Below are 12,704 nucleotides of genomic sequence, written 5' to 3' on the forward strand. Positions count from 1 at the left end.
AATTTACCATGCCTCTCCTGCCCGCAACCCCTCTTTCATGCAACAACGCCGTTCCGTTTCAGAATCGCCCTAAACGAACGTGCTAGCGTAGAGAAAATTCACATTTGAACGCAATCGTTACAGAAAGGCCATACACCCATGTCCCACTTCACCACGATTCAAGTCCAGATTAAAGACGGCGACGTTCTCGCCCAAGCCTTGAACGAGTTGGGATACGACGTGGAGCCCAATGCTCCGGTTCGCGGATATCAGGGGAGTACAACCGTTGCCGAGTATGTGATTCGCCAAGCGAATGGGTATGATTTAGGATTTCGCAAAAATGGCGAGTTTTACGAACTGGTGGCCGATTTTTGGGGTACAAAAATTAACCAGCAGGAGTTTCTCAACGCTATCAGCCAGCGCTACGCCCACGCGATGCTGCTCAAAACTGCTGCCCGCGATGGCTTTACGATTGAAGATCAAGAAACCTTAGCGGATGGCAGTATTCGCGTCGTGGTTGGTCGTTGGGTGTAACGAAACTCCTAAAGCAGCAAACGAGGCGGACTCAGCCAAAACAGGTCGCTCGTTCCCACGGGTTGATCGGGATTCGTCACTTCAATGCCAATGATTCCCGCCTTTTTGACAATTAATCGATGACGCGGCTCGCCCCACACCAAGCGTTCTGCCCATTCGCCCAAATCGGGTTCATGCCCAACCAAGGCGAGGGACGGGGGCTTCTGGGATGGGTTCACTCCGATCTGCTCCGTTGCCCATGACCTGAACCACTGACACCAGGCGTCGAAATCTCCCTCCGGCTCTAGATATCTGGATTCTGTCAGCGTTGATGACAGTTTTGCTTCCCGCAGAATTTCGGCGGTTTGTCGTGCCCGGATGAGGGGGCTAGTCAAGATTAGGTCAAACCGAAGGCCGAAGTCAGATAAGCGCTTCGCTACGGCAGTGGTCCTCTGTTGGCCTGCCGGGGTAAGTGGGCGATCGCCATCCTGGGCATAGGTTCCTCGCTCTGCGGCAATCCCGTGGCGAATGAGGTACAGATCAACAGTCATAGAGCAAGTTTGATGAACGGCTAAGACGAAGGCAGAACGGTGCGATCGCCCAATACATTCGCGATCGTCAAGATTTGATCATGGTTAAACCATACCGCGTCCGAGAAAATTCAGGGATAATAGAGGTCAAATTGCGAGGCAGCGTCGAGCTAAGGATTAATGAGATTGCCTTAAGACTGCTCCATGGCCGACAGAACTTCGCATACACTGTATGGCAGTCTGATGGTGTTCATTTTGGCGAACGGTGAAATATGGTTTTTTGCGAATACAAGCCCGGTTTAGAAGGTATTCCGGCCAAGCAATCCAGCATTAGCTTTGTGGATGGGAAACAAGGGATTTTAGAATATCGCGGCATTCGCATCGAAGATTTGGCGGCCCATAGCCACTTCCTGGAAACGGCCTATTTGCTGATTTGGGGAGAGTTGCCTACAAAGGCGGAGCTTGAAGAATTTGAGCACGATATTCGCTATCACCGTCGCCTCAAGTACAGCATCCGCGACATGATGAAGTGCTTCCCCGAAAGTGGGCATCCCATGGACGCGCTTCAAGCCTGTGCCGCTGCCCTAGGGCTATTCTATTCTCGGCGGGCGTTGGACGATCCGGCCTACATTCGGGCGGCTGTCGTGCGTTTGATTGCTAAGATTCCGACGATGGTGGCGGCGTTTCAACTGATGCGGAAAGGAAACGACCCTGTTCAACCCCGGGACGATCTAGATTACGCCGCTAATTTTCTGTACATGCTGAATGAGCGGGAGCCTGACCCACTTGCAGCGAAGGTATTCGATGTTTGCTTAATGCTCCATGCGGAACACACCATTAATGCGTCTACCTTTTCAGCCATGGTGACTGCCTCTACCCTGACGGATCCCTATGCGGTGGTGGCATCTGCCGTTGGTACCTTAGCGGGCCCCCTCCACGGAGGGGCTAATGAAGAAGTGATTCTGATGCTGGAGGAAATTGAAACCGTCGAAAACGTTGCCCCTTACCTTGATAAGTGCCTGGAAAGCAAGTCCAAAATTATGGGATTTGGCCACCGGGTTTACAAAGTGAAAGATCCTCGCGCAACGATTCTGCAACAGTTGGCTGAGCAGTTGTTTGATAAGTTTGGTCGCGATCAGTATTATGACGTTGCCCTAGAAATGGAGCGCTTAGTGGAAGAGCGACTGAGTCATAAGGGAATCTATCCCAACGTAGACTTTTATTCTGGCTTGGTGTATCGCAAACTGGGCATTCCTAGCGATCTCTTTACGCCTGTGTTTGCGATCGCCCGTGTTGCAGGTTGGTTGGCGCATTGGCGCGAACAGCTCAGGGAGAACCGGATCTTCCGTCCGTCTCAAATCTATACCGGAACCCACAATCAACCCTATGTTCCGCTAGAGGGGCGGGAGTTTGCCCACGAGCAGGCTCGACTCACCGAAATCCTAGCTGATACAACCCCGTCTTAGCGTATCGCGATGGGTGTCGCCCCCTTGCTGAAATCAGGGGCGATCGCCATTATTAGAACAGTGACGATTTTCAGGAACTCCAACCTCCGAATGATGCAATTCGGGGGTTTCTTTCTGGGTAGTGCATTTTAGTGCGGGGCAGAGGAAAAGGGGGTGTTCCCTTCCTTCGGCTTCGGTTGCCATTGCGGACCTTCCACGAATTGACGGCCACAGTCCCGACCCTTGTAATTTTGCTTCCCCCGATGGCTGGTGCCGTTCTTGGAGATATCGTGAGACCCACAGGTCGGACAGGTCATCTCGATGGTCATGCGCTGGTCTCCCCGGTTATGGTGGTGGTGTAGCCTAATGTTCCTCTGTCCCGTGCATTAATGCACTACCCATCATTCCAGGATGGAGATGATCGCTTTACAATAGATCACCATCTGACGTATTGCGTATAGGCAAAGCTGAGATGACGACACCCGATGAATATCGCCAGCGGCGCGATCGCCTCATGGAAAAAATTGGACAGGGTACTGCTATTTTTCGCAGTGCGCCCATGGCCGTAATGCACAACGACGTAGAGTATAACTTTCGTCAGGATAGCGATTTTTACTACCTCACCGGATTCAACGAGCCGGAAGCGGTGGCTGTGCTAGCGCCTCACCACGAGGAACATCGGTTTGTGCTGTTCGTCCAGCCTAAAGACTTGCTCAAAGAAACCTGGACGGGGTATCGCGTCGGCGTGGAGGCAGCCAAAGAACGGTTTGGCGCGGATAGGGTCTACTCGATTGAAGAACTCCATGAGCAGCTTCCCCAGTACGTCAGTAAAGCCGATCGGATCTATTACCATCTAGGACGCGATCGCGCCTTTAATCAAACGATTCTAGACCTGTGGCAAACGCTGTTACGAGTCTATCCCAAACATGGCCTAGGCCCCGTTGCTATTGAAGATCCGGCTCCCACTCTCCACGCACTTCGCCAGATCAAGAGCGCGGCGGAAGTCGAGAAGATGCGCCAAGCCGCCCAGATTTCGGTGGACGCCCATCAGCGAGCATGGAAGTTTGCCAAAGCGGGCGTCTATGAGTATCAAGTCCAGGCCGAACTGGAACATACCTTTTTGCTCAGCGGTGCAGCGGGCTCCGCCTACCCATCCATCGTGGCATCGGGGCCAAATGCCTGCATTCTCCACTACACCGAGAATACGCGACAGATGCAAGACGGGGACTTGCTCTTGATTGATGCCGGGTGCGCTTACCAATACTACAACGCCGACATTACCCGCACCTTTCCGATTAGCCGCAAGTTCACCCCTGAACAGCGAGCTTTATACGAGATCGTACTCGAATCCCAAAAACAGGCGATCGCCCAAGTGCAGCCGGGAAATCCCTACAACAGTATGCACGATACGGCGGTTAGCGTCATTGTGGATGGTCTCTTAGATCTGGGGTTACTGCAAGGCGACAAAGAAGAGATCCTCAAAGAGGAGAAGTATAAGCCTTTCTACATGCACCGCACGGGGCATTGGCTGGGGTTAGATGTCCATGATGTCGGGGTCTATCAGCATGGCGAAACCCCCCATCCCTTTGAGGCAGGACAGGTGGTGACGGTGGAGCCGGGAATCTATATTTCTCCACGAATTGTTCCTGCCGAGGGACAGCCTGAGGTGGATCCGCGTTGGCACGGTATTGGGATCCGCATTGAAGATGATGTGCTGGTGACGAGTGCTGGAAATGAGGTGTTGACCGCAGGTGTACCGAAGGAGATTGCCGATTTAGAAGAGTAGAGAAGGGATGCAAATCCGGTTAATCAACCTATAGCAACAAAAGGGTGGGTTAGGACGGGTGAAGGGGTTTCACCCCTGCGTGAGGGCGCAGCCCCCACCCCCCTTTGTCCTAACTAACTCGTCCACTGCTATATGATCAATTCCAGGCGCGTAGGGGCGGGTTTTGCAATCAAACTCTGATACAGAGCAAGGTCTATCGGCTAAACCCGCCCGTACCCATTCAAGGATCAATAACCCTGCATAGTATGAATATTCTGGTAGAGTCCTATGCCTATGCGATCGCCCATTCTGATGAACTCCTAACTGCGTTTGTTGAGCATGGGCAGCTTGTCGCCATTCCCCTCAGCATTGCGCTGATTTTGGGAATTCCCCTAGGGTTTTGGAGTGCGCGATCGCCCCTCGCGTCCCAAATTTTGACCAATGGCTTTAATGGCCTGCGCGTTATCCCCAGTATTGCCATCTTATTTTTAGCGATTCCCTATTTTGGTCTTAGTTTTCAGTCAGCGGCGATCGCCCTCACCATTCTGGCCATCCCACCGATTTTGATTAATACGGACGTTGCCTTTCGAACGATTGACCCAACGGTGCGGGAAGCGGCTATGGGTATGGGTATGAATCCGGCACAACGAGTGCAGCAGATTGAGATTCCCCTGGCGTTTCCCGTTATTTTGGCAGGCATTAAAACGGCAACGGTAGAAGTGATTGCAAGTGCCACCCTGGCTGCCTTCATCGGTGCAGGAGGATTGGGCACCTTTATCGTGCTGGGCTTTTCCCTATATGACAATGCCGTATTGCTCGTCGGCGCGATTCCGGTGGCACTCCTCGCCCTCAGCGTTGAGGCGTTGCTAAGCCTTGTCCACAACTGGGTACAGCCGCCCCGCTAGGAGGTAAATCAGCAGGTTATGCTCACTCTTCGTCAGGATAGACCCACTGCGGCGGCTCCGAGGCTTTTGCCAAAATCTTTTTGCGGACAGCCTCATCGGCGATCGCCAACATATCGTCTAGCGAAGTCGTATTAATAAACTGCGATGCCTGCTGACGATACTCCGCATTGGGGCAATCATCGCCGAGAACACACCCGTTTACACAGTCCACTTCACAATTCACATTAGCCCGATCCATGCTGGTATTCTCCTCGTATACGTTGACGACTCAGATCGTGAGTATGCGTCATCTAGCTTGAACTGTTTAAAGTGTACAAGCTCAGTTTAAGTGTTACAAAGTTGTAACGTTTCTGGATGGGATGAAGAGTTCTCGTTTTCTATAATTCCAGCGTTGCCAGCCCCAAATAGCGGATACCTGTTGGGGTAATTTCAAACCGACAGGGCAAGACTTGAAGTCCTTTAGCCATACCCTCTCGCAACAGTTGACCGTAAAGTGGATCGGCACTGTCGCCTGGGGAGAAGCGATCGCAATCCGCCCGGTTGATAAAGTACAGCATGACGGCTTTGGCATCTGGCAATAGATCGGTCAGCTCTCGCAAATGCTTTTGTCCACGGGTGGTCACGGTGTCGGGGAATAGCGTCTTGGTTCCCTGTGCCCAGGTGGTGTTTTTGACTTCGACGTAGATGGGCGGTACGTCATCGGCTCCGGTGAGTAGAAAATCAATGCGACTTTTGCGATCGCGCCCGTAGGCAACTTCCCGTTGCAGGCGATCGTATTGGCTCAGTTCGGGAATCACACGGTGGGTGAGTGCCGACTCCACCACCCGGTTAGGCAATGCCGTATTTACCCCCACCCAAGTCGGCACCGTGTCATGAACTTCAATCAACTCCCACGTATAGGGCAACTTGCGGGTGGGGTTATCGCTACGGGACACCATCACCCGATTGCCAGGGCTATACACTCCGGTCATGGGGCCTGTATTGGGACAGTGCGCCGTAATGATTTCGCCTGTTTCCAGTTCGATATCCGCAAAAAATCGTTTGTAACGCTTGATCAGTGTCCCTGCATACAGCTCAGGGTAGGGATAGTGCCAGGTGGTCATGCCAGTTCAGTAATACGAGTCAACGGGAGTTCTCTATTCTAGAACCGACGATTCGTTAGAGGAAGAGCTGAAGACGTTGAGGCTTGCCACTGCTACAAGCCAAACTTATGACCCCCATAACTATTTTTGTGGCCATCGCTGTTGAACGAGACTGAAATAGGTCATCGTATTAAGTCTATAAATAACAGAGCTTGCATTTTCTTTTATCTATAAAAGATGGCGACCTTGGATCGTTAAGACTCTAGTTTGGGTCGGGCTGTTGAGCCAAGATGCCATCGAGCCTTTATTTTTAGCTGAGCAGATAAACAGATGCTTACCTTTTCTTGGCTAGTGCTACTGATCGCAGCTTGCGGCTTGATGGTTCTCGGTAGATGGTTGGCTCCCAAAGATGACGTTTACGCGATCGCTGTTTGCAGCGTTAGTGTTCTCCTAGGGCTTTGGGGATTGGCGATCGCGCCCATCTCCATTCCAATCGTCTTAGGGTTACTCACACTGGGATGGATACAGGTCAAGACCGTCAACAGCCAAGCTGGAGGTTAGTTCTGCTCATCGCAACTGACGGGGGGCTTGGGACAGGGTGCAAACAGGTCTCACCCAACGTCTCCCATCCCAATTGGCTTAACGGTTGCTATGAATCCAGTTCAGCAGTTTAAGACACAAGCTTTGCTTTGCTGCCTGACTACCACCCGTTTTTGATTCAGTTAGTAGGTTATGGTTTCGAATTTATTGACGACTTCAGCAAACATGGATGGAATCGATGCTTGGCCCTTGCCAGTGTCGTTGTTAGCAATAACCCCCGAAGCCGAATATGGCTCATTCGTGATGGCAGGTGTACTCCTGACCTTAGTGGTCATCTATCTCATGAGCAAGTTAGGAGGCGAACTTTCGAAGCGTCTTGATTTGCCTCCAGTTCTAGGAGAACTCGTCGGTGGGGTATTGGTTGGAATTTCGGCGTTGCATCTATTGGTCTTTCCAGAGACAGGCGCAACCGCAAGTGACTCTATGATCATGACCGCCCTGCAATGGTTAGGAAACCTAGATGCGGAGGCCGTGACCCACATTTTCCAAAGCCAGAGTGAGGTGATCTCTGTCCTGGCTGAGTTGGGCGTCATTGTGCTCCTCTTTGAGATTGGCCTAGAGTCGGATCTTCGCGAACTGGGCAAAGTTGGCTATCAGGCAGCAATTGCGGCGGTGGTCGGTGTGGCGGCTCCCTTTGCCCTAGGGACGATTGGCTTGGTTACCCTGTTCCATGCGCCTGTGATTCCCTCGATCTTTGCTGGAGCCGCTCTAACGGCAACGAGCATTGGTATTACCTCCAAGGTTTTGTCTGAGCTCGGTCATTTAAAATCGACCGAAGGCCAAATTATCGTTGGCGCAGCCGTCATGGATGATGTGTTGGGCATTATCGTGCTGGCCGTCGTTGCCAGTTTGGCGAAAACGGGTGAGGTGGATCTGTGGAATGTGGTTTATCTCATCGCGAGTGCCACAGCCTTTTTGCTGGGTTCAGTGCTCCTGGGTAAGTTTTTCAACCAAGGCTTTGTGGCGATCGCAGACAAGCTGCAAACCCGAGGTGCATTGCTTGTTCCAGCCTTCACGTTTGCGCTTTTGATGGCGTTTCTTGCTAATGTCATTCATTTAGAAGCGATTCTGGGAGCCTTTGCCGCTGGGTTAGTGTTGGATGAAACCGACAAGCGCAAAGAACTTGATCAGCAAGTGATGCCGATTGCGGATATTCTGGTTCCGATCTTTTTTGTCACCGTCGGTGCAAAAGCAGACCTCAGCGTCCTTAACCCAGCCGTCGCTGAAAACCGAGCAGGACTCATCATCGCGACTTTCTTAATTGCAGTGGCGATTGTGGGCAAGGTCATCACTGGTTGGGTAGTGTTTGGTAAGCCAGGGGTCAATCGTCTGGCGATCGGGATTGGCATGATTCCGAGGGGGGAAGTGGGCTTGGTGTTTGCGGGTATCGGGTCTGCGAGTGGCGTATTGGATAAGCCATTGGAAGCGGCCATTATCGTCATGGTGATCTTAACCACCTTCTTGGCTCCGCCCCTGTTGCAGTGGGCCTTGAAAGGATCGGGTGAATCTAAACCAGAACCGCTACCTGCAACCGAGTAGTCCTTACGCGTTTGGCGTTGCTGATTTCAGGCATGGATTGGGACGCAAACTCTCGGAGAAATCCTTCAACGTTTTGCAGAATCATGCTGTGATCCGGCAACGCCTTTGAACATATTCCCCGACTCTAACGCGCGATCGCCAATCCTGTTTTGGCATCAAACAGGTGGATCTTATCCGGAGCGATCGCTAGCCAAATCACGTCTCCCAACCCAACCGGAGCATCGGGCGGCACCCGGACTTGAATAGTGGGTGCATTAACTGCCGCCACATCGGGATCGGCAAATCGCCCAGCCAGGTAGGTTTCACTGCCCAGCGCCTCGACCCGCTCTACCCGGACGGGCAAGTTTTTAGGCGCAGGCAGGCTCAGGTGTAAATGCTCTGGACGAATGCCCATCGTTACCGTCTGCCCGTCGTATCGTGCCAGAGCCTCTGCCCACACTTCCGGGAGCGTCAGGCGAAACTGCGCATGGGTCACCAGCAGTGGTGCTTTGATCTGGACGGGCATCATATTCATGGGTAATGTGCCAATGAACTCTGCCACAAATTGATTGATGGGATAGTTATATAACTCCAGCGGCGTCGCAACTTGTTGGATTTGTCCCGCGTTCATCACCGCAATGCGATCGCCCATCGTCATCGCTTCGGTCTGATCGTGGGTGACATAAATGGTGGTGATCCCCAACTTACGCTGGAGGTTGACGATCTGCGCCCGAGTTTCAATCCGCAGCTTGGCATCCAGGTTCGAGAGCGGTTCATCCATGAGGAATACGGCTGGATTACGCGCCATCGCCCGCCCCAAGGCCACCCGCTGCTTTTGACCTCCCGAAAGCTGCTTCGGGAGGCGATCGAGCAACGGCTCAATTTGCAGCATTTGGGCGACGGTACGCACCCGCTGGGCAATGTCCTTTTCCTGATCTGACCAATAGCGCAAGCCTGCAGGCAAAGGACGAGTGGCGCTAACGAGAAGATGTTCAAGCCAATCGGGACGTGATGGCTTGCGTTTAGAATCTCTTACTAATTCCACCTCATCCGGGCGGGTCGGCATTCGGCGCAGTCCAAAGGCTAGATTGTCGTATACGCTCAGGTGCGGATAAAGCGCATAGCTCTGAAACACCATGGCAATATCCCGCTCCTTGGGGGGCAAATCATTAACGGCGCGATCGCCCACCCGGATGGTTCCACCCGTCACGTCTTCCAAGCCCGCAATGAGCCGCAGCAGCGTACTTTTGCCACAGCCCGACGGCCCTACCAGTACCATGAACTCACCGTCATCGACCGAGAGGTTAATTCGACGCAGGACGCTCACAGCGTGGGATGCATCGGCCTTAGGATCATGACGATCTAATGGGTTCAGATTCGTCCCAGACGATGGTAAGACTGCGTCACCGGAACGATGATCGGCTTCCCCTGCCACGGACGTTTGTGGACGTCCCCCACCTCCGCCCCCGCGACGAGGAAAACTCTTGTAAATATTCTCTAAAACAACCTGCGCCACGGCTTCATCACAATGTTTTCAGCCTATTGTGCCTTATTCCACGGTCATTTGCTGATCGATGGCGGTAAAAGTTTGCGGGCGATCACCTCCAAGCGGCCTGATCCGAGGTGCATCCGTAGGCGTAACGGTGGGATCCTAAAAATCCTGAATCCGAACATCCCAACTCTCGGCTATCTTGAACCATAACTCCGTTGGCCTCGACTTCAACCGTACCCTCCACAGAAAGGGCGATTTGAATGAGGCGAGTGAGTTGTGCATAGGTTGTGACTTTGCCAGCCAAGATAATGACAGATCCCCGCTGCTTCACCTTGAGCGATTGCAACTCCTCAGCCGCCATCTGTTCATAAAATGCACGGTAGACGCGCTTCACCAACCCGTGATAATCGTACTCTCCGTTCAGCCCTATGCGCTCTGGAGGAATCGTATTAAAGAAGCTAGCGTTATCTAAGTAGGGGCGTGAATTGGGTTGATGCTGATCTGGTGGGTCGATATCAGCCATTTTAGAGATCCCTGAATTCATAGATTGTTCTGTCCAACGTGAGTGTGTGAATGGAGCAACTTACTGAGCAACCGATAGCACCCTAAATGGCTTCATCACATCAAGTACCTAAAAATATGATGCTTGTGTGAAGTTTATATTAAACTAGCACAAACCATTTTGTCGCAGCCACTACTTTGTTGGAATTTTTGACAGAAATACTGACAGGATTTGCCCTTGATAGTGATCTAATGTGGACAAACCAATGACTCTCGCCATCCGTTATTCTACGGGCATTTGCGAAGATAAAAGCCTGAAATATTACATCCTTGCTGGCACCAGAAACCGTATCGCCCGATTAAGGCGATCGCTAGAATATGAAGACGATTTGAAGCTCCCAATGTTCCCACGGCGTTTTGCGGTGAAGTTGGATGCGTTGGATAAACTCCCGAAAGTAAAAACGGCGCTCGGCCTCCGATAAATCAAACCAAAATTGGGGAATGGAAAGGGGTTGGGCGATCGCCCCTAAGTTTCCAGGTGGAAGTTGATTTTCGCGATCAGCCAGAGTCGCGATTTCCGCCCGGATGGTGTAAGCACGGAGTTCAGCCGTTTGTGAATCCAAAATTCCGGTACTCACCAGGTCGGGAAGTTGGGCTAGGATACGTTGCTTGTCTTGAATGTGTGCCGCAATTTCTTGTTTAATCCCATCGACATCTTGCAGAGTCAGGCTAGCAACCGCTTGAGGCAAGTCACGGCAAATGCACTCAATAGCCTGTTGCAGCATCTGGTCGTAGGGAATGGCACGACAGAGTTTAGCATCCGGTGTGATCCGCCCGCAGGCCACAGGTCTTAGGTACAAGTATTCTGTTTTGCCCTGGCGATCCGTCACCCGCGAAATGCGTAACGGTGACTGGCAATGGGCACAGGTTACCAGTCCTGCCAGCGATCGCGGTGCGGTAGCCGATCGACGAGGAAAGCGACGGTTCCGACGCAGCAGGCGATCAATTTGGGCCGCTTCATCGCGGGACAGGATGGCAACGTGGGTATCGGGAATAATATGCCCATCTTTATAGAGCAAGTCCCCTCGATAAACGGGACTCGTCAGCCAGCGCTGCCCTGTAGACGCCGAAATCTTTTTGCCATAGCGCTTTTCCAGAAATCGAACACTGCGGCGCAGGGAACCATAGAGCAAGAAATGATCGAAGAACTCTTTGACTACAGGAGCTGTACTGCGATCCAGGGTATAGCGATCTTTGCCGCGTCGATAGCCGTAGGGGGCGCGTCCGGGCGGGGGAAGTGATCGCAGACGGTTGCGGGCGTGACCGCGCAAAATGGTTTGCTGCCGATAGCGATCCTGAAGGGCTTGCACAAGCTGAAATAAGTCGGCATGGGTCACGGTCGTATCGGGTAGGGCGATCGCCTCGTGAATGGCGATCACGCCAATGCCCCGATGGGAAAGCTGGGTCAGGCGATCGCCCACGGTTGCAACAGAATCCCCCAGTTCATCCCACCGTCGAATCAAAACATGCTCGATGGCGTCCCGCTCACTATCCTCAATAAGCTGCTGCCACTGATGGCGATCGCCCCAATCCTGATACATCCGATCCACAGGGCGTTGCCAAATCGACGCCTCCGGTAGGGACGGTTCTAAAAGGGGATCACTATAGGAATAGGCAACGATTGTCATACACCGCCGGGCTATACGTCTGCGGACTCTCTAGTACTTTGTCAAAACATAATTTTAGGGTGCCACCTTGGGTTCGTAGTCGGCGCTTTAGCGCTGAAGCGCTCACTACAAACCCTAATTTTTAGCGTTGACGCAACACTAGGTTCTTTATCCAGGATAGTAAAAGGTTCTCAGCTCTTCCTCAATCACGAATGACCCACATCACCATTCTCCAAGGCAGCAATCACATGATCACCCATCCGAAAATCACGTCGAGTCGTGCTAGAGAACACGGTAACTCGAAGGGAACGTAGGGACTCATACCTGAGGTTATAGCTAACCAATTCACGTTATTTGGAGTCAACCCCCATGCAACTTTCCTATCGTGGCCGTCATTACACCCCCGTTATCACTGAGGTTCCTGTCTTGGAGCAACCCTTCGAGAGACGTTTTCTCAGAGTCTCAAGCACCTTAACAACCGCCTATCGGAGTGGTACTCCTAATGCGAGTATTCCCTTAACCTATCGGGGGCAGAGCTACTTGAGCGATCGCTAATATAGCAATCCTATTTGGATTGTGAAATGTGCGCCCCGACGGGGCGCACATTTCACAACTCATCTTTTTCATAAATCACGTAGGAACGCTATATCAAAATGAACTACCCCGCCGCAAGCGGACGGGGTATCAGAATCAAAAAAGAGCAAGTT

14 protein-coding genes are annotated in these 12,704 nt (G+C 52.2%); 8 read left to right on the forward strand and 6 right to left on the reverse strand.

Features of this window, described 5'->3' with window-relative positions; translation table 11 throughout:
* Positions 1–138 precede the first annotated feature (138 nt).
* A complete protein-coding gene (locus tag IGR76_16365) occupies positions 139–513 on the forward strand; it encodes a DUF1257 domain-containing protein (protein MBF2080041.1) in 375 nt (124 codons plus the stop codon).
* An 8-nt stretch (positions 514–521) separates the two neighbouring features.
* Here IGR76_16365 and sixA read toward each other — a convergent pair whose 3' ends face one another.
* Entirely contained in the window at positions 522–1,043 is a 522-nt protein-coding gene (gene sixA, locus IGR76_16370; GenBank protein MBF2080042.1) for a phosphohistidine phosphatase SixA, read from the reverse strand.
* Between the two features lie 251 nt (positions 1,044–1,294).
* Between sixA and IGR76_16375 the strand changes: the two genes are divergently transcribed.
* The 4 genes from IGR76_16375 (at position 1,295) to IGR76_16390 (ending at position 5,137) form a co-directional block, all read left to right on the forward strand.
* Entirely contained in the window at positions 1,295–2,488 is a 1,194-nt protein-coding gene (locus IGR76_16375; protein MBF2080043.1) for a citrate synthase, read from the forward strand.
* Positions 2,489–2,688: 200 nt separating this feature from the next.
* Entirely contained in the window at positions 2,689–2,829 is a 141-nt protein-coding gene (locus IGR76_16380; GenBank protein MBF2080044.1) for a hypothetical protein, read from the forward strand.
* Between the two features lie 110 nt (positions 2,830–2,939).
* Complete coding sequence (locus tag IGR76_16385) at positions 2,940–4,253, forward strand: aminopeptidase P N-terminal domain-containing protein (GenBank protein ID MBF2080045.1); 1,314 nt, start codon at positions 2,940–2,942, stop codon at positions 4,251–4,253.
* Positions 4,254–4,498: 245 nt separating this feature from the next.
* The gene (locus IGR76_16390) at positions 4,499–5,137 is read left to right on the forward strand and encodes an ABC transporter permease (protein ID MBF2080046.1); all 639 of its coding nucleotides are present in this window, start codon (positions 4,499–4,501) and stop codon (positions 5,135–5,137) included.
* 22 nt (positions 5,138–5,159) lie between these two features.
* Here the strand turns inward: IGR76_16390 and IGR76_16395 are convergent, their stop codons facing one another.
* Both IGR76_16395 and sfsA read right to left on the reverse strand, forming a co-directional pair.
* On the reverse strand, positions 5,160–5,375 hold the full coding sequence (locus IGR76_16395) for a hypothetical protein (GenBank protein ID MBF2080047.1): 216 nt from the start codon (positions 5,373–5,375) through the stop codon (positions 5,160–5,162).
* A gap of 139 nt (positions 5,376–5,514) precedes the next feature.
* A complete protein-coding gene (gene sfsA, locus IGR76_16400; GenBank protein MBF2080048.1) occupies positions 5,515–6,240 on the reverse strand; it encodes a DNA/RNA nuclease SfsA in 726 nt (241 codons plus the stop codon).
* Positions 6,241–6,549: 309 nt separating this feature from the next.
* Here sfsA and IGR76_16405 point away from each other — a divergent pair, with 309 nt between their 5' ends.
* The gene (locus IGR76_16405) at positions 6,550–6,780 is read left to right on the forward strand and encodes a hypothetical protein (GenBank protein MBF2080049.1); all 231 of its coding nucleotides are present in this window, start codon (positions 6,550–6,552) and stop codon (positions 6,778–6,780) included.
* 171 nt (positions 6,781–6,951) lie between these two features.
* Positions 6,952–8,358: a cation:proton antiporter gene (locus tag IGR76_16410; GenBank protein MBF2080050.1), complete on the forward strand. Its 1,407-nt coding sequence runs from the start codon at positions 6,952–6,954 to the stop codon at positions 8,356–8,358.
* 124 nt (positions 8,359–8,482) lie between these two features.
* Here IGR76_16410 and IGR76_16415 read toward each other — a convergent pair whose 3' ends face one another.
* From IGR76_16415 to IGR76_16425, 3 genes are all read right to left on the reverse strand, one after another.
* Positions 8,483–9,853, reverse strand: a complete 1,371-nt coding sequence (locus IGR76_16415) for an ATP-binding cassette domain-containing protein (protein ID MBF2080051.1) — start codon at positions 9,851–9,853, stop codon at positions 8,483–8,485.
* An 82-nt stretch (positions 9,854–9,935) separates the two neighbouring features.
* A complete protein-coding gene (locus IGR76_16420) occupies positions 9,936–10,373 on the reverse strand; it encodes a phospholipid-binding protein (protein MBF2080052.1) in 438 nt (145 codons plus the stop codon).
* Between the two features lie 328 nt (positions 10,374–10,701).
* Entirely contained in the window at positions 10,702–12,018 is a 1,317-nt protein-coding gene (locus IGR76_16425; protein MBF2080053.1) for a recombinase family protein, read from the reverse strand.
* A gap of 348 nt (positions 12,019–12,366) precedes the next feature.
* Here IGR76_16425 and IGR76_16430 point away from each other — a divergent pair, with 348 nt between their 5' ends.
* Positions 12,367–12,552, forward strand: coding sequence for a hypothetical protein (locus IGR76_16430; protein ID MBF2080054.1), 186 nt, complete (start codon positions 12,367–12,369; stop codon positions 12,550–12,552).
* The last annotated feature ends 152 nt before the right edge of the window (positions 12,553–12,704 follow it).

The organism is Synechococcales cyanobacterium T60_A2020_003 (genome assembly GCA_015272205.1).
Classification (GTDB): domain Bacteria; phylum Cyanobacteriota; class Cyanobacteriia; order RECH01; family RECH01; genus JACYMB01.